This is a genomic window from Kitasatospora sp. NPDC058184, from assembly GCF_042883725.1.
GTDB lineage: Bacteria > Actinomycetota > Actinomycetes > Streptomycetales > Streptomycetaceae > Kitasatospora.
In genome coordinates this window covers 32,067-58,026 of record NZ_JBHVVE010000013.1, presented here as the reverse complement: position 1 = coordinate 58,026, position 25,960 = coordinate 32,067, and the positions used below count along the sequence as shown (strand labels likewise).

26 protein-coding genes and 3 tRNA genes are annotated in these 25,960 nt (G+C 74.1%); 13 read left to right on the top strand and 16 right to left on the bottom strand.

Annotation, left to right across the window (positions count from 1 at the left end):
• Positions 1-50 precede the first annotated feature (50 nt).
• The 3 genes from ACFVXH_RS23900 to ACFVXH_RS23890 form a co-directional block, all read right to left on the bottom strand.
• Positions 51-1,454, bottom strand: a complete 1,404-nt coding sequence (locus tag ACFVXH_RS23900) for a glutamate decarboxylase (protein WP_074000755.1) — start codon at positions 1,452-1,454, stop codon at positions 51-53.
• A 100-nt stretch (positions 1,455-1,554) separates the two neighbouring features.
• Positions 1,555-2,988 carry an FGGY family carbohydrate kinase gene (locus ACFVXH_RS23895; protein WP_380745223.1) on the bottom strand — a complete coding sequence of 478 codons (1,434 nt, stop codon included), beginning with the start codon at positions 2,986-2,988 and terminating at the stop codon, positions 1,555-1,557.
• Positions 2,989-3,157: 169 nt separating this feature from the next.
• Positions 3,158-3,463, bottom strand: coding sequence for a hypothetical protein (locus ACFVXH_RS23890; protein WP_310593127.1), 306 nt, complete (start codon positions 3,461-3,463; stop codon positions 3,158-3,160).
• A 229-nt stretch (positions 3,464-3,692) separates the two neighbouring features.
• Here ACFVXH_RS23890 and ACFVXH_RS23885 point away from each other — a divergent pair.
• Both ACFVXH_RS23885 and ACFVXH_RS23880 read left to right on the top strand, forming a co-directional pair.
• Positions 3,693-3,765 (top strand) — tRNA-Asn (locus tag ACFVXH_RS23885).
• A gap of 61 nt (positions 3,766-3,826) precedes the next feature.
• Positions 3,827-3,899 (top strand) — tRNA-Asn (locus ACFVXH_RS23880).
• A gap of 134 nt (positions 3,900-4,033) precedes the next feature.
• Here the strand turns inward: ACFVXH_RS23880 and ACFVXH_RS23875 are convergent.
• Together ACFVXH_RS23875 and ACFVXH_RS23870 are read right to left on the bottom strand one after the other, a co-directional pair.
• Complete coding sequence (locus ACFVXH_RS23875) at positions 4,034-4,780, bottom strand: serine protease (protein WP_053111986.1); 747 nt, start codon at positions 4,778-4,780, stop codon at positions 4,034-4,036.
• 117 nt (positions 4,781-4,897) lie between these two features.
• Positions 4,898-5,761: a trypsin-like serine peptidase gene (locus tag ACFVXH_RS23870; RefSeq protein ID WP_387826988.1), complete on the bottom strand. Its 864-nt coding sequence runs from the start codon at positions 5,759-5,761 to the stop codon at positions 4,898-4,900.
• 189 nt (positions 5,762-5,950) lie between these two features.
• On the opposite strand from ACFVXH_RS23870, the gene ACFVXH_RS23865 reads away from it, so the two are divergent.
• The 5 genes from ACFVXH_RS23865 to ACFVXH_RS23845 all read left to right on the top strand — a co-directional run bounded on the left by ACFVXH_RS23865 (position 5,951) and on the right by ACFVXH_RS23845 (position 9,341).
• Positions 5,951-6,024: transfer RNA gene (locus ACFVXH_RS23865), tRNA-Ile, on the top strand.
• Between the two features lie 303 nt (positions 6,025-6,327).
• Complete coding sequence (locus ACFVXH_RS23860) at positions 6,328-7,275, top strand: SPFH domain-containing protein (protein WP_387826985.1); 948 nt, start codon at positions 6,328-6,330, stop codon at positions 7,273-7,275.
• Positions 7,276-7,284: 9 nt separating this feature from the next.
• Positions 7,285-7,587 carry a hypothetical protein gene (locus ACFVXH_RS23855; RefSeq protein WP_387826982.1) on the top strand — a complete coding sequence of 101 codons (303 nt, stop codon included), beginning with the start codon at positions 7,285-7,287 and terminating at the stop codon, positions 7,585-7,587.
• A 41-nt stretch (positions 7,588-7,628) separates the two neighbouring features.
• Positions 7,629-8,333, top strand: a complete 705-nt coding sequence (locus ACFVXH_RS23850; RefSeq protein WP_387826979.1) for a GPP34 family phosphoprotein — start codon at positions 7,629-7,631, stop codon at positions 8,331-8,333.
• Positions 8,334-8,429: 96 nt separating this feature from the next.
• Positions 8,430-9,341: a 1-aminocyclopropane-1-carboxylate deaminase/D-cysteine desulfhydrase gene (locus tag ACFVXH_RS23845; protein WP_387826976.1), complete on the top strand. Its 912-nt coding sequence runs from the start codon at positions 8,430-8,432 to the stop codon at positions 9,339-9,341.
• Between the two features lie 156 nt (positions 9,342-9,497).
• Here ACFVXH_RS23845 and ACFVXH_RS23840 read toward each other — a convergent pair whose 3' ends face one another.
• Positions 9,498-11,102, bottom strand: a complete 1,605-nt coding sequence (locus ACFVXH_RS23840; protein WP_387826973.1) for an LCP family protein — start codon at positions 11,100-11,102, stop codon at positions 9,498-9,500.
• A gap of 126 nt (positions 11,103-11,228) precedes the next feature.
• Positions 11,229-11,693, bottom strand: coding sequence for a MarR family winged helix-turn-helix transcriptional regulator (locus ACFVXH_RS23835; protein WP_074000762.1), 465 nt, complete (start codon positions 11,691-11,693; stop codon positions 11,229-11,231).
• Positions 11,694-11,817: 124 nt separating this feature from the next.
• Between ACFVXH_RS23835 and ACFVXH_RS23830 the strand changes: the two genes are divergently transcribed.
• Together ACFVXH_RS23830 and ACFVXH_RS23825 are read left to right on the top strand one after the other, a co-directional pair.
• On the top strand, positions 11,818-12,846 hold the full coding sequence (locus tag ACFVXH_RS23830) for an NADP-dependent oxidoreductase (protein ID WP_049656683.1): 1,029 nt from the start codon (positions 11,818-11,820) through the stop codon (positions 12,844-12,846).
• A 363-nt stretch (positions 12,847-13,209) separates the two neighbouring features.
• Positions 13,210-13,704: a DUF3145 domain-containing protein gene (locus tag ACFVXH_RS23825; RefSeq protein ID WP_049656686.1), complete on the top strand. Its 495-nt coding sequence runs from the start codon at positions 13,210-13,212 to the stop codon at positions 13,702-13,704.
• A 98-nt stretch (positions 13,705-13,802) separates the two neighbouring features.
• On the opposite strand, the gene fabF is transcribed toward ACFVXH_RS23825, so the two are convergent.
• The 5 genes from fabF to ACFVXH_RS23800 form a co-directional block, all read right to left on the bottom strand.
• Positions 13,803-15,068, bottom strand: coding sequence for a beta-ketoacyl-ACP synthase II (gene fabF / locus ACFVXH_RS23820; RefSeq protein ID WP_049656688.1), 1,266 nt, complete (start codon positions 15,066-15,068; stop codon positions 13,803-13,805).
• A 186-nt stretch (positions 15,069-15,254) separates the two neighbouring features.
• Positions 15,255-15,500: an acyl carrier protein gene (locus tag ACFVXH_RS23815; protein WP_049656691.1), complete on the bottom strand. Its 246-nt coding sequence runs from the start codon at positions 15,498-15,500 to the stop codon at positions 15,255-15,257.
• A 75-nt stretch (positions 15,501-15,575) separates the two neighbouring features.
• Positions 15,576-16,607 carry a beta-ketoacyl-ACP synthase III gene (locus ACFVXH_RS23810; protein WP_049656693.1) on the bottom strand — a complete coding sequence of 344 codons (1,032 nt, stop codon included), beginning with the start codon at positions 16,605-16,607 and terminating at the stop codon, positions 15,576-15,578.
• The gene (locus ACFVXH_RS23805; RefSeq protein ID WP_074000763.1) at positions 16,604-17,557 is read right to left on the bottom strand and encodes an ACP S-malonyltransferase; all 954 of its coding nucleotides are present in this window, start codon (positions 17,555-17,557) and stop codon (positions 16,604-16,606) included. Before ACFVXH_RS23805 ends, ACFVXH_RS23810 begins: the two co-directional genes overlap by 4 nt.
• 91 nt (positions 17,558-17,648) lie before the next feature.
• Positions 17,649-18,845 (bottom strand): CdaR family transcriptional regulator, encoded by a 1,197-nt coding sequence (locus tag ACFVXH_RS23800; RefSeq protein ID WP_074001159.1) that lies wholly within the window; start codon positions 18,843-18,845, stop codon positions 17,649-17,651.
• A gap of 226 nt (positions 18,846-19,071) precedes the next feature.
• Here ACFVXH_RS23800 and ACFVXH_RS23795 point away from each other — a divergent pair, with 226 nt between their 5' ends.
• Positions 19,072-19,848 carry a pirin family protein gene (locus ACFVXH_RS23795; protein WP_380778106.1) on the top strand — a complete coding sequence of 259 codons (777 nt, stop codon included), beginning with the start codon at positions 19,072-19,074 and terminating at the stop codon, positions 19,846-19,848.
• Here ACFVXH_RS23795 and ACFVXH_RS23790 read toward each other — a convergent pair.
• Entirely contained in the window at positions 19,845-20,678 is an 834-nt protein-coding gene (locus tag ACFVXH_RS23790; protein ID WP_387826966.1) for a serine hydrolase domain-containing protein, read from the bottom strand. The two genes, ACFVXH_RS23795 and ACFVXH_RS23790, sit on opposite strands and share 4 nt — an antisense overlap.
• Positions 20,679-20,810: 132 nt before the next feature.
• Between ACFVXH_RS23790 and ACFVXH_RS23785 the strand changes: the two genes are divergently transcribed.
• Both ACFVXH_RS23785 and ACFVXH_RS23780 read left to right on the top strand, forming a co-directional pair.
• On the top strand, positions 20,811-21,314 hold the full coding sequence (locus ACFVXH_RS23785) for a MerR family transcriptional regulator (protein ID WP_107086472.1): 504 nt from the start codon (positions 20,811-20,813) through the stop codon (positions 21,312-21,314).
• The gene (locus ACFVXH_RS23780; protein WP_387826963.1) at positions 21,311-22,324 is read left to right on the top strand and encodes an aldo/keto reductase; all 1,014 of its coding nucleotides are present in this window, start codon (positions 21,311-21,313) and stop codon (positions 22,322-22,324) included. Before ACFVXH_RS23785 ends, ACFVXH_RS23780 begins: the two co-directional genes overlap by 4 nt.
• Before the next feature lie 52 nt (positions 22,325-22,376).
• On the opposite strand, the gene ACFVXH_RS23775 is transcribed toward ACFVXH_RS23780, so the two are convergent.
• The gene (locus ACFVXH_RS23775) at positions 22,377-22,955 is read right to left on the bottom strand and encodes a TIGR03086 family metal-binding protein (RefSeq protein WP_049652636.1); all 579 of its coding nucleotides are present in this window, start codon (positions 22,953-22,955) and stop codon (positions 22,377-22,379) included.
• 111 nt (positions 22,956-23,066) lie between these two features.
• Between ACFVXH_RS23775 and ACFVXH_RS23770 the strand changes: the two genes are divergently transcribed.
• On the top strand, positions 23,067-24,059 hold the full coding sequence (locus ACFVXH_RS23770; RefSeq protein WP_387826960.1) for a helix-turn-helix transcriptional regulator: 993 nt from the start codon (positions 23,067-23,069) through the stop codon (positions 24,057-24,059).
• Here ACFVXH_RS23770 and ACFVXH_RS23765 read toward each other — a convergent pair.
• Together ACFVXH_RS23765 and ACFVXH_RS23760 are read right to left on the bottom strand one after the other, a co-directional pair.
• Complete coding sequence (locus ACFVXH_RS23765) at positions 24,056-25,270, bottom strand: alpha/beta hydrolase family protein (RefSeq protein WP_259316584.1); 1,215 nt, start codon at positions 25,268-25,270, stop codon at positions 24,056-24,058. The genes ACFVXH_RS23770 and ACFVXH_RS23765 overlap by 4 nt on opposite strands.
• A 249-nt stretch (positions 25,271-25,519) precedes the next feature.
• On the bottom strand, positions 25,520-25,882 hold the full coding sequence (locus ACFVXH_RS23760; RefSeq protein ID WP_387826957.1) for an MmcQ/YjbR family DNA-binding protein: 363 nt from the start codon (positions 25,880-25,882) through the stop codon (positions 25,520-25,522).
• Positions 25,883-25,960 lie beyond the last annotated feature (78 nt).

Below are 25,960 nucleotides of genomic sequence, written 5' to 3'. Positions count from 1 at the left end.
TCTCCCGGTCGTACGACCGGCCGGATGCACGCCCGGCCGCGCGGACGGGGTCAGTGGTGGAAGCCCGGCCGGGGCGGCACCCCGAGCTCCCGGAGCGGGACGGGCTGGCGCCGCAGCTCCGGCAGCAGCCGGTCGAGGTCGGCCAGCAGCAGGTCGGCGAGGTCCCGGGAGAAGCCGTTGCGGCAGACCACCCGGAGCACCGACAGGTCCTCCCGGTTCGCCGGGAAGGTGTACGCGGGGACCTGCCAGCCGCGCTCGCGCAGCCGCCGTGAGACGTCGAACACGTCGAACGGGACGTCCCCCTCGGTGGTGAGGGCGAACACCGGGACCTGGTCGCCCCGGGTCAGCAGCCGGAAGCCGTCCAGCTTCCCGATCCGCCCGGCCAGGTAGGTGGCGACCTCGCGGCAGGCGCCCTGGACGGCCCGGAAGCCCTCCCGGCCGAGCCGCAGGAAGACGTAGTACTGGGCCACCACCTCGGCGCCGGGCCGGGAGAAGTTGAGGGCGAAGGTCGGCATCTCGCCGCCCAGGTAGTTGACCCGGAAGACCAGCTCCTCCGGCAGCGCCGCCCGGTCGCGCCAGAGCGCCCAGCCCACGCCGGGGTACACCAGGCCGTACTTGTGGCCGGAGGTGTTGATCGAGGCCACCCGGGGCAGCCGGAAGTCCCAGAGCAGCTCCGGGTCGAGGAAGGGCGCCACCATGGCGCCGGAGGCGCCGTCCACGTGCACCGGGACGTCGGTGCCGGTGCGCTCCTGGTAGGCGTCCAGGGCCGCGCAGATCTCCGCGACCGGCTCGTACGAGCCGTCGAAGGTGGAGCCGAGCACGCCGACCACCCCGATGGTGTCCTCGTCGCACAGGGCGACCGCCCGCTCGGCGTCCAGGTGGAAGCGGGTGCCCTCCATCGGCGCGGTGCGCGCCTCGATCTCCCAGAAGTTGCAGAACTTCTCCCAGCACACCTGCACGTTGACGCCCATCACCAGGTTGGGCCGGGCCCCGGCGGCGTAGCGGTCGGCGTTGCGGTGCATCCAGCGGCGCTTGAGCGCCATGCCGGCCAGCATGCAGGCCTCGCTGGAGCCGGTGGTGGAGCAGCCGACCGCGCCGTCCGGGTCGGGGGCGTGCCAGAGGTCGGCGAGGATCGCCACGCAGCGCCGCTCCAGTTCGGCGGTCTGCGGGTACTCGTCCTTGTCGATCATGTTCTTGTCGAGGCACTCGGTCATCAGCCGGGTGGCCTGGGCCTCCATCGAGGTGGTGACGAAGGTCGCCAGGTTGAGCTTGGCGTTGCCGTCCAGCATCAGCTCGTCGTGGATCAGCTGGTACGCGGTCTCGGCCGCGACCGGGACCTCGCCGAGCCGGTGCAGCGGCGGGGCCAGCTTCATCGCGCCCAGCGGGTCGGCGATGGTCGGGTACGGGCCGATGCTCAGCCGGCGGTCGCCGCCGGCCCCCTTGTGCAGCGCCATGGCGTCCTGCCGTCCTTCGGGTCGGTGGCCGTGTCCCGTCCCACGCTGCCACCGGGTGCCGGGCGACGCATCCGCGCGGTCCGCCGCCCCCGCTCCGGGGTCAGGCCGCCGCCTCCGGGTGGACCTGGTCGCGGGCGGCCCGGTACTGCTGACGCACCGCCGAGCCGATCGCCAGGTCCTGCTCCCCGTCGGGCTCGACGGTCTCGGCGTCCGGCAGCTCCCACTCCGGGGGCTGCGGGGTGCCGGCCAGCGCCCAGGCGGCCTGCCGGGCGGCCCCGCGGGCGGCGTGCGCGCCGGGCGGCGGCACCACGACCGGGACGCCGAACAGCATCGGGGCGATGTGCCGGACGGCGGGCAGCCGCCCGGCCGTGCCGAGCAGGAACACCCGCTTCACCGGGACGCCCCGGGCGCGCAGCACGTCGAGGGCGTCGGCGATGTTGCAGAGCATGCCCTCGACGGCGGCCCGGGCCAGGTGCTGAGGGGTCATCGCCTCGGCCCGCAGGCCGGTCAGGGTGCCGGCCGCGTGCGGCAGCGCGGGGGTGCGCTCGCCGTCCAGGTACGGCAGCAGCACCAGGCCGTAGGCGCCGGGGGAGGAGTGCAGGGCGAGGTCGCTCAGGCCCTCCAGGTCCCGGCCGAGCAGGGCGGCCGTGGAGCGCAGCACCTGGGCGGCGTTGAGGGTGGCGACCATCGGCAGGTGCCGGCCGCTGGCGTCGGCGAAGGAGGAGACCAGGCCGGACGCGTCGACCACGGCCTCCTCGTGCACCGCGAAGATCGTCCCGGCGCTGCCGAGCGAGACCACCGCGTCGCCCGGGCCGAGGCCCAGGCCCAGCGCGGCGGCCATGTTGTCCCCGGTGCCGGCCGAGATCAGCAGGCCCTCGGGGGTGTGCCCGGCGGGCTCGGCCGGGGGCAGGACGTCGGGCAGTCTGAGCTCGTGGCCGAGCGCCAGCTCCACCAGGTCCTGCCGGTACTCGCCGGTGATCGGCGACCAGTAGCCGGTGCCGGAGGCGTCGCCGCGGTCGGTGGTGCGGCGCTTGGGGTGGCCGAGCAGCTGCCAGACCAACCAGTCGTGCGGCAGCAGCACCTCGGCGACCCGGCGGGCGTTGGCGGGCTCGAACTCGGCCAGCCAGCGCAGCTTGGCGACGGTGTACGTGGGGGCCGGCACGGAGCCGATCGCGGCCGTCCAGGCGGCCGGGCCGCCGAGGGCGTCCAGCAGTTTGGCGGCGGCGCCGCTGGAGCGCGGGTCGTTCCAGAGGATCGCCGGGCGGACCAGCACCCCGCCCGCGTCGAGGCCGATCATCCCGTGCTGCTGGGCGCTGACCCCGATCGCCCGGACGCTCTCCAGCAGGCCGCCGGTCGCGGCGTCGCCGAGCGAGTGCAGCCAGACCTGGGGGTCGGCCTCGCCCGGGCGCAGGTCCTGGTCCTCGGGGACGGGGTGCGGCGCCTTGCCGGAGCGCAGGACGGCGCCGGTGTCGGCGTCGCACGCGACGATCCTGGTGCGGTTGGTCGAGCTGTCTATCCCCGCGACGATGGCCATGCCGAGATCATGCCTCAGCCCGGCCCCGGACGCGTCCGGGCCGGGCGGCCTGTTGCGGGTTCGCGACCCCGGGTCGGGGTCCGCTTCGCCCAGCTGTCACCGTCCCGTCACGGACGGCGGGTACCCGGTCCGACCGCCCCGGGTGAGGCGGTCGGGCCGGGCCCGGCGCTCACGGCCGGAAGGTTCCCCAGCCGTCGTCCTCCGCCCTGGTGCGGTTGAAGTACGGCACCCGGTCGGTGACGGCGTTCGGCAGCCGGTCGCCGACCCGGCCGGCGACCGCGTCGGCCGCCTTCCCGGCCACCGCACCGGCCTGCTGCCGGGCCCGGTCGGTCGCGTTCTGGACCGTGGGGTTCCGGGCGATCTCCCGGGTGACCTTGGCGATCTGTTCGTAGCGCTGGCGCCCGGCTCGCGAGCCCAGGACGTAGCCGGCCGCGAAACCCACGGCCAACGACAGCTTCCACATGGTCGGATCCACCCTCTCCTGGCGGCCTCTGCCGCATTGCCCTACCCGTACGTCGGGACGGCGAACCGTCCGCGCCCCAGCATCCCCGGCCCCGTCGCCGGGCGCGCGCGGGGCACGCCGGGCGGCGATCCGGGGGCGATCCGGGAAAGCGATTGGCGGACCACCCCCCCGAGTGCGCTAATGTATGTCCCGCAGCGAGCGCCGAGGAGCCCGGGAGACCGGGGGCCGAGGCGGGAGCCGATCCCCCATAGCTCAATTGGCAGAGCAGCCGACTGTTAATCGGCAGGTTATTGGTTCGAGTCCAATTGGGGGAGCTCGGGAGAAGGCCCTCCGGGGTCCTGTTCCCGTCCGTGGTACGGAAGTTGGGTACCGCGATCCCGCATAGCTCAATTGGCAGAGCAGCCGACTGTTAATCGGCAGGTTATTGGTTCGAGTCCAATTGCGGGAGCTGCACCGGGCCTGCCCGGTGACTGCTCAGAGCGAAGGCCCCTCGGTCGACCGGGGGGCCTTCGTGTTGTCCCCGGCCGGCTCCGCGGCGTGACGTGCGCGACACCGCCCGCGGGCCCGGGGGCGGCTCCCGGGTCAGGCGGTCGCCTTCCGGTAGAGCTCGGCGACCCGCTGGTCGAAGGTGACGCTGTACGAGGTGCCGGGGGTCTCCCCGCCCTCCTGGTAGCCGCCGATCACGCCGACCACCGCGCCGTTCGAGGTGACCCACGGGCTGCCGCTGGTGCCGTCGGTGTAGCCGCCGCAGTCGAAGCGCTCCTGGGTGGCGCTCTGCGAGCTGGTGCGGACGGCGCAGGTGATCGGCTCGTCGCTCTCGTTCGGGTAGCCGGTGACCGAGACGGACAGCCCGAAGCCCTGGCCGGTGCCGACCGGGTTGCCGCCGACCGCCTCCTCGACCTGCCGGCCGTCGACCGGGCCCACCGTGACGAAGGCCACGTCGTACTCGGGGTCGTCGCCGGCCGCCCAGCGCGGGTCGACGGTGATCGCCTGCACCGGCCAAGTCCCGTACGGGGTGGACCCGTTGCGGTAGCCGGGGGTGAACACCAGGCCGTCCAGCAGGCCGATCCGGCGGGTCTGCACGCAGTGCGCCGCGGTGACCAGCAGGTTGCCCCGGGGGCTGTGCACCACGCTCGCGGTGCAGGCCCGCGGCCCCTGCGCGGTGTGGATGGAGAGGGTGCCGATCCGGTCCCGGGCGGGGCTCCGCTGCGCGACCTCGGCGCGCGGCGCCGCGTCCTGCCCGCCGCAGGCGGTGCCGGCGGCCAGCAGCAGGGCGGCCAGCGCAACCGTTCGTGCCGTGTGCGCGGGCCGCGCCGGGCGGGAGGCCATCGGGGCTCCGTCTCGTCCTCGGGGCGGGCACCGGGGCCGTGCGTTCCGCCGTTCGTGAGGAAGATCTACCAGGCCGGGCCCGGCGGCGCCACCGCCGGGGTCCCGCCCGCCGCCCGGTCAGCCGGTGGCGCGGTCGTACAGCGCCTGGACGCGGTCGCCGAAGTAGCTGCTGTACGAGGTGTCCGGGCTGTTGCCGCCCTCCTGGTAGCCGCCGATCACGCCGACCACGGTGCCGGTCCTGGTGCTCGGGTCGAAGTCGGTGACCCAGGGGCTGCCGCTGGTGCCGCCGGTGTAGTCGGGGCAGTCGATCCGCAGCTGGGTGGGGCTCTGCTGGAGGGTGGTGTTGGAGCAGGTGATCGGGACGCCGCTGCTGCTCGGGTAGCCGGTGATCTTCACCGGGAGCCGGTAGCCGCGGTTGACGCCCAGTCGGTTGGCGCCGAGCACCTGCTGGACCTGCTGCCCGTTCTGGGCCTGGACGACCGCGAAGGCGACGTCCATGTCCGGGTCGGCGTGGTCGTTCCAGGCGTCGTCCACGGTGACGGCCAGCAGCGGCCAGACGCCGCTGGGGGTGTCGCCGTCGCGGTAGCCGGGGACGAAGACCAGGTCGCCGCGCCGGCCGAGCTTCGGGTCCCAGACGCAGTGGGCGGCGGTGACGACGAGGTTGAGCCCGGCGCTGTCGACCACGCTGGCGGTGCAGAAGTGGTCGCCGGTGGCGTTGCGGGTGAACACCGCGCCGACCAGGCCGTTGAGCACGGTGGGCTTGGCGGTGCGGGTGACGCCGGTGTGCCGGCCGGACGCGCCCTTGAACCGCTGCCGGTTCCAGCCGTGGCTGTTGACGGCGGTGGAGGTGGCGGCGGTGGTGGGTGGTGCGGAGGTGACGGTCGGGGAGCTTCCGCCCGGCCCCGCCGCGGTGGTGCAGCCCGCCGCGGCCAGCACCAGCGCGAGCGCCGCGGCCGCCGCCCCCGTCCCACGTGTCGTCATCCGCCCAGGCTGCCCCGGACGGGTGCCCCGCCGCCACCCGGGCTGCGCCGCCCGGGAGGGGCGCACCGTCGCGCACCCAGGTGCGCCCCCGGCGAGCATCACGGGTGATCGACCGGCTATGCTGCCCGGGACGGCCTCGCTGGGGCCGTCTGCTGCTGCCGTGTCGACGACCGGCGCGCGCGGCGAACCGGGGCGGTAGCTCAGCCGGTTAGAGCAGGGGACTCATAATCCCTTGGTCGTGGGTTCGAGTCCCACCCGCCCCACCTTCTCGATGTGCGACGAGTGTCGTGACGACCCTTCGCGGGCGGGCCGCCGAGCCGGGGCCCGCCGTCTTTCCACCGCATGCGACGTCGCAGAGTCTAGGCCGCGGCCACCCTCCTTCCCCGTGTGGCGCGCCGGAATTCACCCGCCCGTGGGCATCGGTCCCGACCGTCCCCGACGGCTCTCCGCCGCCTTCTCCGCGGCCGTTCGTCCCCTCCTTCCCGTCACCGGACCCTGGCGCCGCGCGCTCAAAAAGTGATATCACTTTGCCATCGGATGCGGATGCTCGCCGAAGGAGTCGCCCCATGACCACCCCGCCTTTCGCCGTCGAGGACGGTGCCGTCCTGGACCTCCCGGTCCCCAAGATCACCGAACGGGCCATCATCGGGGCGGCCGGCCTGCCGGTCCTCGGCGGCACGCTGCTCGGCCTGCTCGCCGGAGTCGGCTCGTTCGTCGCCGGTGCGGTCCAACTGTCCGGCGGCGGAAAGGGGTTGGGCATCGGGCTGATGGTCCTCGGGCCGGTGCTGCTGCTCGGCTCGGTGGTGCTGATGTGCGGGCTGACGGTGGTCTCGCCCGGACAGGCCCGGGTGGTCCAGCTGCTCGGGCGCTACCGGGGCACCGTCCGCGCCGAGGGCATGACCTGGCTGAACCCCTTCACCAGCCGGCGCCGGATATCCACCCGGATCCGCAACCACGAGACGGAGACCACCAAGGTCAACGACGCGGACGGCAACCCGATCGAGATGGCCGCCGTGGTGGTCTGGCAGGTCGAGGACACCGCGATGGCGGTCTTCGAGGTGGACGACTACGCCGACTTCGTCGCCATCCAGACCGAGACGGCCGTACGGCACATCGCCACCAGCTACCCGTACGACGCCCACCACGAGGGCCAGTTGTCGCTGCGCGACGGCGCGGACGAGATCGCCCGCAAGCTCTCCACCGAGATCGCCGCCAGGGTCGCCGCGGCCGGAGTGCGGGTCATCGAGTCCCGGATCACCAGGCTCGCGTACGCTCCGGAGGTCGCCCAGGTGATGCTCCAGCGCCAGCAGGCCGGGGCCGTGGTGGCGGCGCGCAGGCTGATCGTCGAGGGCGCCGTCGGTATGGTCGAGGAGGCGCTGGACCGGCTCGCCGAACGCGATGTCGTGGAGCTGGACGAGGAGCGCAAGGCCGCCATGGTGAGCAACCTCCTGGTGGTGCTCTGCGGCGACCGCGGCACCCAGCCCGTCGTGAACACGGGCTCCCTCTACCAGTAAGGCGAGGCCTTGGCGACGGAACGGAAGAAGCTCCTGTTGCGACTGGACCCTTCAGTTCACGACGCGCTGGCCCGGTGGGCCGGGGACGAACTGCGCAGCACCAACGCCCAGATCGAGTTCCTGCTCCGCCGTGCCCTCACCGACGCCGGCCGGATGCCCGGCGGCGCGGCCCGGCTCCCCCGGCGCGGACGCCCGCCCAAGGAGAGCCCGCCCAAGGAGAGCCCGCCCAAGGAGAGCCCGCCGGAGGAGAACCCGGAGAGCCGCCCGGAGAACCCGGAGAGTCCGCAGAGCGGTGGTTCCGCGGCGGACTGACCGCGGCGGGCCGGGCACCGACCGAACGACCGGAGAACGAGATGGACCTGCTCGCCAAACTGCCCAGCAAGCCGCCCGCCGACCTCCCCGTCAACCTGCCCGAGAAGCTGTACCTGCTCGCCTACGACCCGCGGCGCGGGCGGATCACCCGGCAGTCCACCCTCCACCTGGTGCTGCAGGCGGCGGCGCTGACCGAACTGCTGCGCCGCGGACTGGTGCGCGAGGAGGGCCGGACGGCCGTCGCGAGGGTCCGGGACTCCGCCGCCTCGGCCGGCCTCGACCCGTACAGCGCCCACCTGCTGGGCCGGATCCAGGAGAAGCGGCCGCACAGCTGGAGCTGGTGGATCGGCCGCGCCCCCAGCGTCGGGCGCGACCAGCCGGCCCGGCGGATCCGGGAGGGCCTGGCGGAGGCGGGCTGGATCGGCCTCCAGCAGGGCCGGGCGGCCGGGGTGTTCCCGGTCACCCGGGTCACCCTGGACGGGCCCGAGGTGCGCGCGGCGCTGGCGGCCTCCGTCACCGCCGCGCTGAAGGGCCCGCTCAGCCGGGTGGACCCGGCCGACGCGGCGCTGGTGGCCCTGGCCGCCGCGGGGCGGCTGCGCACGGTGCTGGATCCCAAGCAGCGCCGGGAGCACCGAGGCCGGATCGAGAAGCTGTACCCGGCGGCCGGCCCGGTCCCGAAGGCGCTCGGCTCGGCCCTCGCCTGGCGCCAGGCGAGCCACACGGCGGAGATCGCCGTCCTGGGCTGACGGGCCGTCCACGGGGGTGGCGGCCCGTCCCGGGGCGCGGAGCCCGGCCGCCGCACCGGCGGGCCGGGCTCCGCGCGTCCGCCTTATGCTGGCCGGATGCTCGAAGCCGCCCTGCTGCCGACCCCGCTGGTGGACTGCACCGACGAGGCCTTCGCCCGGGCCGGGGTGGAGCTGCGGCTGAAGCGGGACGACCTGCTGCACCCGACCGTCCCCGGCAACAAGTGGCGCAAGCTGGCGCCCAACCTGGCCGCCGCCATGGAGCGGGGCCACACCCGGCTGCTGACCTTCGGCGGCGCCTACTCGACCCACCTGCGGGCCGTCGCGGCCGCCGCCGGGGCGCTCGGACTGGAGAGCGTGGGGCTGGTCCGCGGCGAGGAGCTGGCCGACCGGCCGCGCAACTGGTCGCTGCGGGCCGCCGAGGCGGCCGGGATGCGGCTGGAGTTCCTGACCCGGGCCGCGTACCGGGAGGCCACCGGCCGGGCCGAGGGGGAGGACGGCGCGGCGGACCCGCTCCGCCGCTGGGGCCCCTGCCTGGTGCTCCCGGAGGGCGGCTCCAACGCCCTGGCCGCCGTCGGCGCGGCCGCGATCCCGGCCGAACTGCCCGACCTCGGCGAGCGGGACGTGGTCTGCTGCCCGGTCGGCACCGGCGGCACCCTGGCCGGCATCGCGGCCGGCCTGCCGGCGGGCGCCCGGGCGCTCGGGGTGGCGGTGCTGCGCGGCGGCGAGGGCTACCTGGAGGAGGAGGTCGCCCGGCTGCACCGGGCCGCCTACGGGCGCGGGTTCGACAACTGGCGGATCGACCACGGGCACCACGGCGGCGGCTACGGGAAGGTCCCGGCCGAGCTGGCCGGCTTCGCCGAGCGGTTCGAGCGCCGCCACGGCGTCCCGCTGGAGCGCCGCTACGTCGCCAAGCTGCTCGCCGCGCTGGCGGACCTGGCGGCGGCGGGCGCCTTCCCGCGCGGCACCCGCCTCACCGCCGTCGTCACCGGGCTGCCGGATCCGGAGTAGCGGCCGGCGGCCGTCGGGGCGAGGCGCCCACGGTTCAGCCGCGCGAGGTGCCCGCCCGGACGCCGGGCCGCCCGCCCTCCCCGGGCGAACGCGGGGAGGGCGGGCGGGAGTTCGACGAGCGGCCCGGCCCTCAGGCGGGCCGGAGGCCGGGCGCGGTCAGCCGAAGGTCAGGTTCGCGCACGGGTCGGTGTCGGCGGTGCGGGTGTTCTCCGCTATGCCGGTGGGGACGCCGCCCGGGAGGGCGCCGGGGGTGCTGCCCGCGGTGGCGCCCGCGGTGGCGTCCGGGGCGGCGCCCGCCCCGGCAGGAGCCGCGGCGGCAGGGGCCCCGGCGGCAGCCCCGGGTGCGGTCCCGGCACCGGGCTCCGGGCTCGGGGCGGCCACCGCGTCGATCCGGGTGCCCGCCCCGCGGTAGTCGGCGCCGAGGGTGACGGTGACCGCCCCCGAGCCGGGCTCCTCGACCGCCTTGGCACCGGGGAAGAGCGCCACGACCTGGTCGGCGACGGCCTTCAGCGCGGGGTCGTAGGAGACCTGGGTGGCCTGCTGCCCGGGGGAGTTGGGGCCGAGGGTGATGCTCCGGAAGCCGCGCGCCTTGAGCGTCTCGGCGCCGGAGCCGGCCAGGCCGGGCGTGCCGACCCCGTTGACCACGGTGATCGGCGCCGCGGCCTGCTCCGGGGTGAGCGGCGTGGCCGGGGCGGCCGGGGCCCCCGGGTCGGCGCCGGGGGAGGAGGTCACCTGGCCCGTCCCGGAGGTGCTCTGCCCGTCCAGGGTGCGGTCCTCGCGCAGCAGCTTCCAGAGCGCGTCGGCGTCCGGCTGGACCAGCCGCACCCGCTCGCCGGCGAAGCGCCAGGGGGCGGTGACGAAGGAGACGTCCGAGAGCTTGATGTCCTGGATCGAGCGGGCGAAGTCCACCAGCTTCATCGCGGTGCCGAGACCCTCGTCCACGGTGAGCGACTTGGTGGCCGCGTCGGCCAGCGGCAGCAGGGTGGGCAGCGAGAAGCCCTGGCCCTGCACCTTCTTGATCATCGACGAGAGGAAGGCCTGCTGGCGCTTCATCCGGCCGATGTCGGAGTTGTCGCCGATGCCGTGGCGCGCTCTCAGGTAGTCCACCGCGGACTGCCCGGAGAGCTTCTGGAGGCCCTTCTTGAGGTGTATGCCGAACTGGTTGACGTCGTTGGGCACGCAGGCCTCCACGCCGCCCACGGCGTCGGACATCGCGGCCGCGCCCTTGAAGTCGACCACGACGGTGTGGTCGATCCGCAGCCCGGTCAGCTTCTCGACGGTGTTCTGGGTGCAGGCCGGGTTGCCGCTCTCCGCCAGGCCGACGGTGAAGGCGGAGTTGAACATCTGGTCGTTCTTCGGCGTCGTCCAGCTGCCGTTCGGCAGCTTGCAGGACGGGATGGTGACCAGGGTGTCGCGGGGGATCGAGACGCCGACGGCGTGCTTGTGGTCGGCGTAGATGTGCACCAGGATCGCGGTGTCCGAGTGGCCGACGCCCTCGTCGCCGCCGCCCAGCGAGTCGTTGCCCCCGTCGCGGGTGTCCGAGCCGAGCAGCAGCACGTTGACCGGCACCTGGGCGCCGGGGCTGGCCGGCACGGCGGCCGGCGGGCGCTCGGTGGCGACGCCGCCCGGGTCGAAGGTGGTGATGTTGTTGTCCAGCCGGTGGTAGAACCAGGCTCCGGCACCCGCGACCGACAGCACCAGTGCGGCGGCCAGGCCGATGGCGGTCCGCAGGTAGCGGCGCCGACGCGCACTGCTGCTCATCCTCAGTGCCCCCCGTCTTCAGGTATCTCGCGTTCGATGTTCGATGTTCGAACGTTAGACGTTCCGGGAGGCGGTTCGGTTACCCCCCCGGGGCCAACGGACAGCCCCCGGGACCTGTGATGCTGGTCACGCGCCAGGGCCGGAGGCGCCCGCGAGCATCCTCCGGAGCAGGTCGCGCAGGGCCGTCCGCTCGTCCGGGCCGAGTGCGGCCAGCGGCTCGCGGGCGAAGTTGAGCGACTCGCGGAGCTCCTCGGAGGCGGCCGAGCCGGTGCCGGTGGCGGCGACCAGCTTGACCCGGCGGTCGTGCCGGTCGGCCTCGCGGGTGACGAAGCCGCGGGATTCGAGCCGGTCGACGATGCCGGTGATGTTGGAGGGCTCGCAGCTGAGCGTCTGGGCGATCTGGCGCATCGGCATCGGTCCGCGCCGCAGAAGGGCGAGCACCTTGGCCTGGGCGCCGGTGAGCGAGCGGGCGGCGGCGGCCTCCTCGTACTCGCGGTGGAACAGCGCGACCAGGTTGGCCATCAGGTCGACGACCTCGCGGGTGATCTCGTCGGGCTGCGGCGTGGCGTCCTCGACGGGCTGGGTCTCCATGGTCAAAAGTCTACCTGAAAAGTTGACAGGGTGAACCTTTCATGCCCATCGTTACTTCAGTTCATCAACCTTTCATGTTGTGAACCGCGCCTGAACCCGCACCCGAACCCTCAAGGAGCCCCCGATGGCAGAGCAGGCCGCCACCCCCGCGACCGCCCGTGAATGGCACCTCGCCGCCCGCCCCCAGGGCTGGCCGGTGCCGACCGACTTCGCCCTGGTCGAGGCCCCGGTCCGGACCCCCGGCCCGGGCGAGGTCCTGGTCCGCAACGTCTACCTCTCGGTGGACCCGTACATGCGGGGCCGGATGTCGGACCGCAAGTCCTACGCGGAGCCGTACGAGCTGGACAAGCCGATGCTGGGCGGCGCGGTCGGCCGGGTCGTCGCCTCGCGGGCGGAGGGCTTCGCCGAGGGCGACTACGTCCTGCACTTCTTCGGCTGGCGCGAGTACGCGACGTTCGACCCCAGGACGGCCGTCAAGGTGGACCCGGACGCCGCGCCGCTCTCCACCTACCTGGGCGTGCTGGGCATGCCGGGGCTGACCGCGTACGCGGGGCTGACGCGGGTCGCCGGGATCAAGGCCGGCGACGTGGTGTTCGTGTCCGGTGCGGCCGGCGCCGTGGGCGGCATCGTCGGCCAGCTCGCCAGGCTGAAGGGCGCGTCGCGGGTGATCGGCTCCGCCGGCTCGGACGAGAAGGTCGAACTCCTGGTGGAGGAGTACGGGTTCGACGCCGCGTTCAACTACAAGAACGGTCCGGTGGCCGACCAGCTCCGGGCGGCGGCCCCCGACGGCATCGACGTGTACTTCGACAACGTGGGCGGCGAGCACCTCGAAGCGGCGATCGACTCGATCAACCTGCACGGGCGCATCGTGGTCTGCGGCATGATCTCGCAGTACAACGCCACCGAGCCCACTCCGGCTCCGCGCAACCTGGCGCAGATCATCGCCAAGCGCTTCCGCATGGAGGGGCTGCTCGTCGGCGACCACTACGACCTCCAGCCGAAGTTCGTCGAGGAGGTCTCGGCGTGGGTGCGCTCCGGTGAGCTGAAGTACCGCGAGACGGTGAGCGAGGGCATCGACGGCACGGTGGACGCCTTCCTCGGTCTGCTGAGCGGCGTCAACACCGGCAAGATGGTCGTCCGCCTGGACGGCTGACGATCAGTCAGGAGACCCGACCGCCCCGCCGCCCCCACCGGGCGGCGGGGCGGTCCGTCATGTGCGGCCCGCGGTCGGGCGCGGGCGCCGCGGCCGCACTACCGCATTCCGTCCGGATCCGAAAGTGCGTCATCCATCCTGTGGCGCCTCGCGGTACGGTGGTCCCGCCGACGATGGGGCCGTTCGGGGGAGAGATCCGGCCGAGGGGTAGACCTCGTTGAGGATTCGACTAGCATTGAGCGAAAGCCTGTCCGTTTTGCTCAATTTAGTAGCTTAATGTCGGCTAACGTGAGTAACTGCGGATCAACTGCAGGCACGAGGCAGCTGGGGAAGGCGACCCTCGTCCACAGCCTGGAGGTCCCGGTGACGACACGTGGAGTCCTGTACGTCCACTCCGCGCCCCGCGCGCTGTGCCCGCACGTCGAGTGGGCCGTCGCGGGGGTGCTCGGTGTGCGGGTGAGTCTGGACTGGATCCGCCAGCCGGCCGCACCCGGGCACTGGCGTGCCGAGCTCTCCTGGCAGGGGGAGCCCGGTACGGCTTCGAAACTCGCCTCCGCGCTGCGCGGCTGGCAGCTGATGCGGTACGAGGTGACCAGCGAGCCCTGCGCCACGGCGGAGGGGGAGCGGTACAGCAGCACGCCCTCGCTCGGCATCTTCCACGCCGTCACGGGCATCCACGGCGACATCCTGATCCCCGAGGACCGGTTGCGCGCCGTCCTGCTGCGCGCCCGCAGCGAGGGCGCCGACCTGGAGGCCGAGATCGCCCGGCTGCTCGGCAAGCCCTGGGACGACGAGCTGGAGCCGTTCCGGTACGCGGGCGAGGGCGCGCCGGTGCGCTGGCTGCACCAGGTGGTCTGAGGCCGCCCCCCCCGGGGGCAGGCGGACAGGGACGGACCGGACGGGTACGACGAAGGGGCCGGCGCTCACGGCGAGCGCCGGCCCCTTCGTCACGGGCGTCAGTGGGTGCGGAAGGCCAGCACCACGTTGTGGCCGCCGAAGCCGAACGAGTTGTTCAGCGCGGCGATCCGGCCCTCGGGCAGCTTGCGGGCCTCGTCGCGGACGATGTCGGCCTCCACGTCGTCGTCCAGCTCGTCCACGTTGATGGTCGGCGGGGCGATCCGGTGGTACAGGGCCAGCACGGTGGCGACGGTCTCGATGCCGCCGGCGCCGCCCAGCAGGTGGCCGGTCATCGACTTGGTGGCCGAGACGGCGATGTGGTCGAGGTCGTCGCCCAGCTCCTTGCGCAGCGCCTTCAGCTCGGCGGTGTCGCCCTGCGGGGTCGAGGTGGCGTGCGCGTTGACGTGCACGATCTCGGCCTTGTCCAGCTCGTTGCGCTCGAACAGGTCGGCCAGCGCGCGGGCCACGCCGGCGCCGGTCGGCTCGGGCTGGGCGATGTGGTGGGCGTCCGAGGACAGGCCCTGGCCCACGGCCTCGCAGTAGATCCGGGCGCCGCGCGCCTCGGCGTGCTCGATCGACTCCAGCACGACCACGCCGGCGCCCTCGCCCAGCACGAAGCCGTCGCGGCCCTTGTCGTACGGGCGGGAGGCGCGCTGGGGCTGGTCGTTGTTCTTGGACATCGCCATCATGTTGGCGAACGCGGCGATCGGCAGCGGGTGGATCGCGGCCTCGGTGCCGCCGGCCACCACGACGTCGGCGCGGCCGGTGCGGATCATCTCGATCGCGTAGCCGATCGCCTCGGCGCCGGAGGCGCAGGCGGAGACGGGGGTGTGCACACCCGCGCGGGCGCCGACCTCCAGACCGACGTTGGCCGCCGGGGAGTTGGGCATCAGCATCGGGACGGTGTGCGGGGAGACCTTGCGGGCGCCCTTCTCCTTCAGCACGTCGTACTGGTCGAGGAGGGTGGTCACGCCGCCGATGCCGGAGGCGATGACGGTGCCCAGGCGCTCGGGGGCGAGCTTGGAGGACTCGTCGGTGGCGGGGGTCTCGAAGCCCGCGTCGGCCCAGGCCTCGCGGGCGGCGATCAGCGCGAACTGGGCCGAGCGGTCCAGCTTGCGGGCCAGCGGGCGGGGCAGGATGGTGCCGGGCTCGACGGCGGTGCGTGCGGCGATCTTGACGGGCAGGTCCTCGGCCCACTCCTCGGTCAGGGCGACCACGCCGGACTTGCCGGCGACCAGGTTCTCCCAGGTGCTGGCGGCGTCGGCGCCCAGCGGCGTGAAGGCGCCGATACCCGTGACGACCACGGTGCGGTTTTCAGCGGTCACTGGTTTCTTCTTCTCTCACGTGTGCAGGGGTCGGCGGCGTGCCGAGGATGGGCCCGGCCGGGCGCCCCGGTGAGGGGGCGTCCCGGCCGGTGGGGTCGGTCGGGCTCCACGAGCCCGGCCGACCGGTCAGCCCCCGCCGGCGTACGGGACGCCGGGCGGGCTGGCCGAGTCGAACGACTCGATCGCTCAGGCGGCGTTGGCGAGGATGTAGTCCACCGCGTCGCCGACGGTCTTCAGGTTCTTGACCTCGTCGTCCGGGATCTTGACGTCGAAGCGCTCCTCGGCGGCCACGACGACCTCGACCATGGACAGCGAGTCGACGTCCAGGTCATCGGTGAAGGACTTGTCGAGCGCGACATCCTCGGTCGGGATACCGGCGATCTCGTTGACGATCTCGGCGAGACCTTCCAGGACCTCGTCCTTGGTAGCCATACTGGCTGCTCCTCTTCGGTGTTGAACGCGTCCGGCCGGCGGCCGGACACAGGCTTGTGGATTGGGCGAATGCGCCTAGGGGAGAGTAACGACTGCCGCGGCGTACACGAGACCCGCCCCGAACCCGATGATCAGGGCCAGGTCCCCGCTGTGGGCCTCACCGCTCTCCAGCATGCGTTCCATCGCCAGCGGGATGGAGGCGGCGGAGGTGTTGCCGGTCTCGGCGATGTCGCGGGCGACGGGCACCGACTCCGGCAGCTTGAGCGCCTTGATCATGGCATCCGTGATCCGCATGTTGGCCTGGTGCGGGATGAACGCGCCGAGCTGGTCGGCGGTGATCCCGGCGGCGTCCAGCGCCTGCTGGGCCACCTTGGCCATCTCCCACACCGCCCAGCGGAAGACCGGCTGGCCGTCCATCCGCAGGGCCGGCCACTTGGTCTCCTCGCCCGCGCCGTTGACGGCGTCGGACTTGGCGAAGGCGGTGTCCCAGGCCTCGGTCTGGGTGATCAGGTCGGCCTGCGAGCCGTCCGAGCCCCAGACCAGCTTGCCGATGCCGGGAGTGTCGGACGGGCCGACGACCACGGCGCCGGCGCCGTCGCCGAAGATGAAGGCGGTGGAGCGGTCCGACCGGTCGGTCAGGTCGCTGAGCCGCTCGACGCCGATGACCAGCACGTACTCGGCGTTGCCGCCGCGGATCATGCCGTCGGCCAGGCCCAGGCCGTAGCCGAAGCCGGCGCAGGCGGCCGAGATGTCGAAGGCCGGGGCGGTGCCGCAGCCGAGCCGCTCGGAGATCTCGGTGGCGATCGCCGGGGTCTGCTTGAAGTGCGAGACGGTCGAGACGATCACGCCGCCGATCTGCTCGGCGGTGATCCCGGCCTGGGCGATCGCCTTGCCGGCGGCCTGGACGGACATCTCGGAGACGGACTCCTCCGGGCCGGCCCAGCGGCGCTCGGCGATCCCGCTGCGGGTGCGGATCCACTCGTCCGAGGAGTCGATCCACTCCAGGACCTCGGAGTTGGGGATCACCCGGACCGGACGGTAGCCGCCGACGCCGAGGATGCGCGAGTACTGCGCGCCGCTCACCGGACGGATCTGGGGCTTGGTCATGCCTGGTTCTCCTGCTCCTGACCGCCGTGCTCCGCGACGAGCGCGCGGGCCTTGTCCAGATCGGCGGGGGTCTTGAGGGCGAGCGTGGCCACACCCTTGAGGTTGCGCTTGAGCAGCGCGGTGAGGGTGCCGGCCGGGGACAGCTCGATCACGGCCGTCGCGCCCAGCTGCCCGAGGGTCTCCATGCAGAGGTCCCAGCGGACCGGGTTGGAGACCTGCGACACCAGGCGGGCGAGGACCTCCGCGCCGGAGTCCACGACCGCGCCGTCCTTGTTGGAGACGTAGCGGACCTTCGGGTCGGCCACGCTGGTCAGGGTCGGGGCCAGCTCGGCCAGCCGCTCGACGCCCGGGGCCATGTGCTCGGTGTGGAAGGCGCCGGCCACCTTGAGGGCCACCAGCTTGGAGCGGGTCGGCGGGTCCGCCTTCAGCGCCTCCAGCTGGTCCAGCGTGCCGGCGGCGACGATCTGGCCGCCGCCGTTGTTGTTGGCCGCCGTCAGGCCGTGCTCGGCCAGCTTGGCCGCGACCTCCTCCGGCTCGCCGCCGAGCAGGGCGAGCATGCCCGTCTCGGTGACGGCGGCGGCCTCGGCCATGGCCCGGCCGCGCTCGCGCACGAAGGTCAGCGCGTCGTGGGCGGTGAGCACCCCGGCGCCGGCGGCGGCGGTGATCTCACCGACGCTGTGGCCGGCCACGGCGCCGACCAGCGCACGGGCGGCGTCCTCGTCCGGGAACAGCTCCCGGGCGGTCACCAGACCGGCCGCGACCAGCAGCGGCTGGGCGACGGCGGTGTCCTTGATCTCCTCGGCGGACGCCTCGGTCCCGGCGCGCACCAGGTCGAGCCCGGCGACCTCCGACCAACCGCGCAGGCGGTCGGCGACGCCGTCGAGCTCCAGCCAGGGGCTGAGGAAACCGGGGGACTGGGCACCCTGTCCAGGGGCGACGATTACGAGCACGGTTCAACCCTCTCTCGCCAGGCGCCCAGGGGCGGGTAGGCGACGGTAACGAAGAAAACCATCCGGGATTGTATGGTCCCTACACTCCGGCTCAGCCGGGCTCCCCGACGGCGTCCAGCCGGCCGAGGGCCAGTGCGATCCGCAGAGTGAACGCCGAACGTACGTCGGAGGGGGCGTACCCCGTGACGTCAGTCACACGTCGTAGCCGGTAGCGCACCGTATTCGGGTGGACGAAGAGCATCCGGGCCGCACCCTCCAGCGAGGAGGCCTGCTCCAGGTAGACACTCAGCGTCTCCAGCAGGGCGGAGCCGGCCTCGTCCAGCGGTGTGTAGATCTCCTCCACCAGCTGGCGGCGCGCGGCCTGGTCGCCGGCCAGCGCCCGCTCGGGCAGCAGGTCGTCGGCCAGCACCGGGCGGGGGGCGTCCGGCCAGGCGGCGCAGGCCCGCAGGCCGGCCGCGGCGGCGGCGGCCGAGCGGGTCGCGGAGAGCAGGTCGGGCACGGTCGGGCCGACCACCACCGGGCCCGGCGCGAACTGGCCGATCAGCGCGCGGGCCGCGTGCACCGGCTCCTTCTCGCCGCCGACCACGACCACCAGGCGCTTGCCCAGCACCCCGGTCAGCACGTTCAGCTTGGCGTACCGGGCGGCCCGGCGGATCGCCTCGACCACCAGCTCGCTGTCCCCGTCCGGCGCGCTGCCCATCACCACCCGGACCTGGCTGGGCTGGCCCCAGCCGAGCGCCGCGGCCCGCGAGAGCACGCCCTCGTCGGCGTCGCCGGACAGCAGCGAGTTGACCACCAGCGCCTCCAGCCGGGCGTCCCAGGCGCCGCGCGCCTCGGCGGCCTGGGCGTACACCTGGGCGGTCGCGAAGGCGATCTCCCGGGCGTAGACCAGCACCGACTCGCGCATGTCCGCCTCGTCGCCGGGGGCGGCCACCTCCTCGATGGCCTCCTCCATCACCTCGATCGTGGTGCGGATCAGCTCGACGGTCTGGCGCAGGGTGATCGCCCTGGTCAGCTCGCGCGGGGCGGTGCCGAAGACGTCGGTGGAGATCGCCTGGGCGGCGTCGGGGTGGCGGTACCACTCGGTGAAGGCGGCGATGCCGGCCTGGGCGACCAGGCCGATCCAGGACCGGTGCTCCGGGGGCATCCGCCGGTACCAGCCGAGCTGGTCGTCCATCCGCGAGATCGCGGCGGTGGCCAGCTTGCCGGAGGACTTCTCCAGCCGCTTGAGCGTCGCGGCCCGGCGCTCGGCGCGCTCGGCGGCGTTTCTGCGCTCCTGCGCCGTCAGGCGGGGCGCCGCGCGGCCGGGGCGGTCACGGCCCGCCCGGGCGGCCGGGCTCTTCCCGGTGGGGTCGGCTGCGGGGCTGGGGCTGGGTTCGCTCTTGGAGTTCGCGGAAGCGGCTGGCACAAGGACAAGACTGCCTCACGCGAGTGACTGCTCGTGCACACCCCCCCCGGCGGAGCGGCGCGGTGGCAAGAGTCACACCCCGCGCGCCGGCGACTACGGTGGGGGCGTGACCGAAGCCGCCGACCGCCCCCGCGCCGACCTGCGCCGCACCGCCGAACGCTACCGCTCCGCCCCGGCCGAGGGCGTCGAGACCCGGCACGCGTTCTCCTTCTCGGGCCACTACGACCCGAAGAACACCCACTTCGGCGCGCTGCTCGCGTGCAACGAGGAACTCCTCGCCCCCGGCGCCGGGTTCGAGGAGCACAAGCACCGGGACACCGAGATCCTCACCTGGGTGCTGGAGGGGGCGCTGGCCCACCGGGACTCGCACGGCCACAGCGGGGTGGTCCGGCCCGGGATGGTGCAGCACCTCAGCGCCGGCTCCGGCGTCACCCACACCGAGCGCAACGTCGGCGGCGCCACCGGGCCGGTCCGCTTCGTCCAGATGTGGCTCCAGCCGGACGAGTTCGACGCGCCGCCCGCGTACGGCCTGCGCAAGGTGGAACCGGCGGACGGCGGGTTGACGCTGCTCGCCTCCGGCCTGGAGCGCGACGCCGGGACGGACGCCCTGCGGCTGCGACGCCGCGACGCCGCGCTCTGGCTGGCCACCGCCGGGCCGTGGCAGCCGCTGCCGCCGCTGCCCGAGGCGCCCTGGCGGTACGCGCACCTGACGGCCGGCTCGCTGGGCTACCGGACCGTCCCGGGGCCCAAGGGCGGCGGCCGCTCGATGGTCCCGGGCGACAGCGTGCGGATCACCGGCGAGGCCTTCGCCGACCCGGCGGCGGGGGAGACCGGCGCCGAACTCCTGCTCTGGGAGATGCACTCGCCGGTCTCGTACGGCTAGCTGTCCAGTTCCGCCAGCACCGCGTCCGAGAAGGCCGGCCAGGCCTCGACCGCCCACGGTCCGAAGTCCCGGTCGGTGAGCGCGACGCAGGCCGCGCCGGCCTGCGGGTCGACCCACAGGAAGGTGCCGGACTGGCCGAAGTGGCCGAAGGTTCCGGGGGAGTTGGCGGTGCCGGTCCAGTGCGGGCTCTTGCCGTCGCGGATCTCGAAGCCGAGGCCCCAGTCGTTCGGGCGGCGGTGGCCGTAGCCGGGCAGCACGCCGCTGGTGCCGGGGAAGGCGACCTCGCGGGTGGCCTGCCGGACGGTGGACGGGTCCAGCAGCTTGGGGGCCTGCAGCTCGGCGGCGAACCGGGTGAGGTCGGCGACGGTGGACAGGCCGCCGGCGCCGGCCGGGGACTTGTGGGCGGTGTGGATCAGGGTGTCCGTCATGCCCAGCGGCTCGAACACCGCCTCGGCGACGTAGCGGGAGAACTCGATCCCGGCGGCCTCGGACAGCGTCCGGGCCAGCGCGTCGAAGCCCGCGTTGGAGTAGAGCCGGCGGTTGCCGGGCTCGGCGAACACCCGGTCCTCGTCGAAGCCCAGGCCGGAGGTGTGCGCGAGCAGGTGGCGGACGGTGGACCCGGGCGGCCCGGCCGGGTCGTCCAGCTCGAACACGCCCTCCTCCAGGGCGACCAGCGCCGCGTACGAGGTGAGCAGCTTGGTCACCGAGGCGAGCGGGAACAGGTGCTGCTGCGGCCCGTGCGCGCCCAGCACCGCGCCGTCCGCCGCCCGGACCACCGCCACCGCGGCATGGGGCACCAGCCAGTTCTCGATCATCCGCAAGCTCTCCATGGGCCCGACTCTAGTCGCCGGGAAAATCCTCGGAAAAGGTGGTGGCGGGCCCACCCGGATGGCGGGCTTGCTTGGAGTGCACTCAAACTCTGTAGCGTCGTTCCCGTCGCACAGGACAAGGGGGAACGAGCGATGGCCGCACCCGCACGCATCGAGATCGACCTGCGCAGCTGCTCCGAGGTCTTCAGCCGCCCCGTCGGCGATCCGGACCCGAGCCCGAGGCACACCATCAGCGAGGTCGCCACGGCGAGCGGGCTGACCGCCCACACCCTGCGCTGGTACGAGCGGATCGGCCTGCTGGACCCGGTCGACCGGGCGGCGGGCGGCCAGCGCCGCTACTCCGACGCCGATCTGCACCGGCTGGCCTTCCTGGGCCGGCTGCGGCTGACCGGCATGTCGGTGGCGGACATGCTCAAGTACGTGGACATGGCCCGCCAGGGCGAGCAGACCTACGGGGAGCGTCGGCTGCTCCTGGAGGCCCAGCGCGAGGAGGTCCGACAGCGGATCGTGGACCTCCAGGCGACCCTCGCCGTCCTCGACTACAAGATCGACATCTATGCCGGGAAGGGCGCCGTCGGCGCCGGCATCCCGGCCAAGTGCCAGAACATCCATGGAGAGGAAGAGCAGAGCGCATGACTCAGACCGTCCTTCCCACCGTCGAACTCGGCACCGGCGGCCCGCTGGTGGGCGTCCAGGGCCTCGGCTGCATGGGCATGAGCGAGTTCTACGGCCCCACCGACGCCGACGAGGCGCTCGCCACCCTGGACGCCGCGCTGGAGACCGGCGTCACCCTCTTCGACACCGCCGACATGTACGGCTCCGGCCGCAACGAGGAGCTCATCGGCCCCTTCGTCCGGGCCAACCGGGACAAGGTGGTGCTCGCCACCAAGTTCGCCATCCTGCGCTCCGAGGAGGACGGCGCCGTCCGCGGCATCAGCAACGACCCGGCGTACATCCGGACCGCGGTGGACGCCTCGCTGCGCCGCCTCGGCGTGGACGAGATCGACCTGTACTACATGCACCGCCGCGACCCGGCCGTGCCGCTGGCCGACTCGGTCGGCGCCATGGCCGAACTGGTGAAGGCCGGCAAGGTGCGCCACCTCGGCCTGTCCGAGGTGACCGGGGCCGAGCTGCGCGAGGCGCACGCCGTCCACCCGATCGCCGCGCTCCAGTCCGAGTGGTCGGTGTTCGCCCGCGACGTCGAGAGCACGGCGGTGCCGGCCGCGGCGGAGCTGGGCGTCACCTTCGTGCCGTACTCGCCGCTCGGGCGGGGCTTCCTGACCGGCGCCTTCCAGGACGCCACGGAGCTCTCGGCGAACGACTACCGCCGCAACCACCCCCGCTTCACCGGCGACAACGCGGCCGCCAACGGCGAACTGCTCGACCCGCTGCGGGAGATCGCCGGGGCCCGCGGCGTCACGCTCGCCCAGGTCGCGCTGGCCTGGGTGCACCAGCGGGCCGAGGTGCACGGGCTGGCCGTGGTGCCGATCCCGGGCACCCGCAAGCGGAGCCGGCTCGCCGAGAACACCGCGGCGGCGACGCTGCGGCTGACCGCCGAGGAGCTGGCGCTGCTGGAGCCGGTGGCCGGCCGGGTGGCGGGGAGCCGCTACGCGGACATGAGCTCCACCTCGGCGGCGCGCGAGTAGCGGGCACCGGCGGCCCGGGGAGTCGGCGGACGCCCCGGGCCGGCCGCCGGGCTCAGACCGTACGGCCCGTCCAGGCGGCCAGCCGGGTGTGCACGTCGGCGTCCTCGGCGACCGGCCGGACGGCGGCGAACGGCACGCCCGGCACCCGCCGCTCGGCCGGCAGCACGAACTCGGCGATGCCCAGGGCGGTCCGCGCCAGGTCGTCGTCCAGGGCGAAGCCGTTGTCGAGGCTCCGGGCGATGTCCCCGGAGTGGGTCACCAGCTCCATCAGGTAGCCGCCGACCGCCATCGCGCCGGGCACCTCGCCCCAGGGGGCGACGGTCGGGCGGCCGAGCTTGGCGTCGTCCGCCCAGGCGGCGGTCACCCGGGCGCGGGCCCGGCCCAGGGCGGCCGGCCAGCCCTCGTCGGACGGGTCCTCGATGGCGGCCACGGTGTCCTCGGCGTGGCCGCCCTCGCCCATGTACGCGAACCGGTGGACGCCGCCGACCACGTGGTTCAGCAGCCCGCGCAGGGTGAACTCGGTACAGGGCGTGGGCCGGTCGAGGTCGGCCGGGGTGACGGTGGCGAACAGCTTCTCCAGCTGGTCGAGGGCGGCCTGGTACTGCGGGCGGGCGTCCTGGACGGCGGTCATGGCGCTCAACTCCCTGGTGTCGGGTGGTCGTTCGGGCCCCTTTCGGGCCCGGAACGCAATCTCCCAGTAAAACCTGACAACGGCCGTCAGGATTACTGGGATTCTTGGACCATGAAGGCCGACCGCCTGCTCTCGATCCTCCTGCTGCTCCAGACCCGCGGCCGGGTGCCCGCCACCGAACTCGCCGAGCGGCTGGAGGTGTCCGTCCGCACCATCTACCGCGACGTCGAGTCGCTCTCCGCCGCCGGGGTGCCGGTGTTCACCGAACGCGGGCGGCACGGCGGCATCGGCCTGCTGCCCGGCTACCGCACCGACGTCACCGGCCTGACCGCGGACGAGGCCAGGGCGCTGTTCGTGCTCTCCGCCCAGGGCGCGCACAGCGACCTCGGGCTGGACGGCGCGCTCGGCTCGGCGCTGCGCAAGGTGATGGCGGCGCTGCCGGCCCCGCACCGGCCGGCCGCCGAGCGGGTCCGCGAGCGGATCCTGGTCGACCCGGCCCGCTGGATGCAGACCCCCGGCGCGGCCGGCCCCGCCGCCGGGCCGGACCTGGGCGAGCTGCAGTACGCCGTCTTCGCCGACCGGCGGCTGCGGCTGCGCTACCGGCACAGCGGCACGCCCGCGCCGGTGGAGTACACCGTCGACCCGTACGGGCTGGTGAGCAAGGCCGCGGTCTGGTACCTGGTGGCCGATCTGCACGGCGAGCCGCGGCTGTTCCGGGCCGACCGGGTGCTGGCCGCCGACACCACCGAGGAGGCGGTGCGGCGCCGGACCGGGGTCGGGCTCGGCGAGGTCTGGGCGGTGCTGCGCGAGCAGGTCGAACGGCTGCCGAAGGACGTGCGGGTGCGGGTGCGGGTCCGGCGCGGACGGCTGGACATGTTCCTGCGCATCCACGGCGGCCGGGTCACCGCACCGCCGCCGGAGCCGGGCGCCGTCCCGGCCGAGGAGTGGACCGAGGTGGCGATGGCCTTCCCGGCCCCGGCGGCCGTCCGGTCGCTGCTGGCCTTCGGCGCGGACGTCGAGGTACTGGCCCCGCCGGCCGCCCGGCGCGAACTGGCCCGGGCGGCGGCGGAGGCCCTGCGGCTGTACCAGGAGCAGGGGGACTAGGAGCCCGGGTTGGCCCGGACCACGTCCTGGTAGTGGCCGAGGGAGATCGCCGCGAAGTTGTGCAGGCTGTCGGTGCCCTCGGTGAGGTAGCCGTTGTGGCCGGCCGCGCGGGCCGAGGAGATCAGCTCGGAGCCGAAGCCGCTCGCGGCCGGGTCGGCGCCGTGGCCGAGCCCGCCGACCTCCATGAACGGCACGTTGCCGATCCAGTCGCTGGGGTTGCGGGTGGCCCAGAGGTGCACGCCCGCGCCCAGCTCGCCGGTGTTCTGCACGCCCATGCCCGGGCTGCCGAAGACCACCAGGTCGGTGATGCCGGAGGTGTCGGACGGCGAGGCGGCCGCGCGCGGGATGTCCGGGGCGGCCGTACCGCAGACCACCGAGCCGTACGAGTGGCAGAGCAGCGCCGGCGGCGCGTCCGGCCGGGTGGTCTCCTTGAGCCCGGCGAGCAGCCGCTCCAGCCGGGGGGCGGCGACGTCGGCGAGCCGGGAGGTGGCCGCGTCCGGGCCGAGGCCGGAGGGGGTGACGTAGCCGGTCCAGGAGATCACGGCGGTCCGGGTGTCCGGGGCCTGGCGCTGCTCCTCGGTGTGGAGGGCGCGGGCCATGCCGGCCGGGGAGCGCAGCGGGTCGGCCGCCTGGTCGTGGTGGCCGAGGTCGGCGTCCGAGCCGGGGACGAGCACGGAGATCCGCTCGGCGTCGGCGAGGTCGCCCCACACCTCGGTGACCAGGCCGCGGCCGCGCGGGTCGAAGGCCAGGATCTGCCGGTCGGGGGCGAGCAGGTGCTCGACGTCGTTGGCGCGGGAGACGGCCAGCGCGCGGGTGTCGGAGTCCAGCGTGCCGTCGGCGGCGCGGGCCAGGGCCCGGTCGTGCTCGGCGGCCAGGGCGATCCGGTTGGCGCGGTAGCGCAGGTCCAGCGGGGCGCCGTCGTAGTTGCCGACGACCAGCGGGTAGTCCTGGATCAGCCGGTCCAGCTCGGTGGGCGCGAGCGAGGCGAAGAACGCCGCGGCGGCGGCCGGGGTGGTGGTCGCCGGGTCGGGCAGGGAGCGGCCGAAGGAGTGGTCCTCGACCCAGGCGGCGCTGCCGGCCGGGGGCGTGGAGATCGCCAGCTGTTCGGAGGAGACGGCGGCCGCGGCGGCGACGGCCCCGGCGTCGGCGAGCACCGCGCAGCCGGCGAACGCCCCGATCAGTACCCGCTTCCAGCGCCGACGGATGCGCACCGCACCAACTCCCTTGGGGCCCGCACCGTTTCGCGGGCGGTGGTGCCCGGAGGGTGCGATAGCTCTGCTGACTTCCCTGCGCAAGCCTAGGGGGCCCGAAGGGATGCCGGGAACGCCTAAACTGTGGGATGGCTCACATGAACCGGGGGTGTCCGTCCGACGTCTCCCAGTGGTTCGGACAGTGGTTCGGGAAGTGGTTCGTACGGAGGCCCGGACGGCGGCCGGTGCGGCCGTCGGGAAGGGGCGCGCTCAGCCCTCGGACCCGCCGGACCCGTCGGATTCGTCGAACGCGCGGACCAGGCGCTTCGGTGCCGTCCGCCGCCAGGCCTCGGTGACCAGGTCGCGCAGCTCGTCCCCGTCCACCAGGTCCAGCCGGACGCTCACCCAGCCGTGCCGGCCGACGTACGGGGCGGAGGAGAACACCTCGGGCTCGGCGGCGAGCAGTTCGGCCTGGTCCTCGGGGGAGGCCTTGACGGTGACGCGGTCCCCGTCGGGCGCGCCCATCGCGAAGATCCGGCCGCGCACCCGCAGCGTCTCGATGTCCCAGGTCGGCTCCTGGGCGGCCTCCGGCAGGGCCAGGGCCATCGTGCGGAACTCGTCGAACGTCACCATGGCGGCAGGGTAGGGCAGGGCACTGACAGCGCGCCCCCGGCGCGCGGCACGGCGCACCGGGGGCGGTGGGCGCCGGCC

Coding starts and splice junctions, on each gene's coding strand:
- ACFVXH_RS23760 (WP_387826957.1), bottom strand. CDS start 25,882: ATGGTGACGTTCGACGAGTTCCGCACGATGGCCCTGGCCCTGCCGGAG.
- ACFVXH_RS23840 (WP_387826973.1), bottom strand. CDS start 11,102: ATGAGCAGCAGTGCGCGTCGGCGCCGCTACCTGCGGACCGCCATCGGC.
- ACFVXH_RS23785 (WP_107086472.1), top strand. CDS start 20,811: ATGGCCGCACCCGCACGCATCGAGATCGACCTGCGCAGCTGCTCCGAG.
- ACFVXH_RS23790 (WP_387826966.1), bottom strand. CDS start 20,678: ATGGAGAGCTTGCGGATGATCGAGAACTGGCTGGTGCCCCATGCCGCG.
- ACFVXH_RS23895 (WP_380745223.1), bottom strand. CDS start 2,988: ATGGCCATCGTCGCGGGGATAGACAGCTCGACCAACCGCACCAGGATC.
- ACFVXH_RS23835 (WP_074000762.1), bottom strand. CDS start 11,693: ATGGAGACCCAGCCCGTCGAGGACGCCACGCCGCAGCCCGACGAGATC.
- ACFVXH_RS23870 (WP_387826988.1), bottom strand. CDS start 5,761: ATGACGACACGTGGGACGGGGGCGGCGGCCGCGGCGCTCGCGCTGGTG.
- ACFVXH_RS23850 (WP_387826979.1), top strand. CDS start 7,629: ATGGACCTGCTCGCCAAACTGCCCAGCAAGCCGCCCGCCGACCTCCCC.
- ACFVXH_RS23775 (WP_049652636.1), bottom strand. CDS start 22,955: ATGACCGCCGTCCAGGACGCCCGCCCGCAGTACCAGGCCGCCCTCGAC.
- ACFVXH_RS23875 (WP_053111986.1), bottom strand. CDS start 4,780: ATGGCCTCCCGCCCGGCGCGGCCCGCGCACACGGCACGAACGGTTGCG.
- ACFVXH_RS23830 (WP_049656683.1), top strand. CDS start 11,818: ATGGCAGAGCAGGCCGCCACCCCCGCGACCGCCCGTGAATGGCACCTC.
- ACFVXH_RS23810 (WP_049656693.1), bottom strand. CDS start 16,607: ATGACCAAGCCCCAGATCCGTCCGGTGAGCGGCGCGCAGTACTCGCGC.
- ACFVXH_RS23860 (WP_387826985.1), top strand. CDS start 6,328: ATGACCACCCCGCCTTTCGCCGTCGAGGACGGTGCCGTCCTGGACCTC.
- ACFVXH_RS23900 (WP_074000755.1), bottom strand. CDS start 1,454: ATGGCGCTGCACAAGGGGGCCGGCGGCGACCGCCGGCTGAGCATCGGC.
- ACFVXH_RS23770 (WP_387826960.1), top strand. CDS start 23,067: ATGAAGGCCGACCGCCTGCTCTCGATCCTCCTGCTGCTCCAGACCCGC.
- ACFVXH_RS23815 (WP_049656691.1), bottom strand. CDS start 15,500: ATGGCTACCAAGGACGAGGTCCTGGAAGGTCTCGCCGAGATCGTCAAC.
- ACFVXH_RS23780 (WP_387826963.1), top strand. CDS start 21,311: ATGACTCAGACCGTCCTTCCCACCGTCGAACTCGGCACCGGCGGCCCG.
- ACFVXH_RS23845 (WP_387826976.1), top strand. CDS start 8,430: ATGCTCGAAGCCGCCCTGCTGCCGACCCCGCTGGTGGACTGCACCGAC.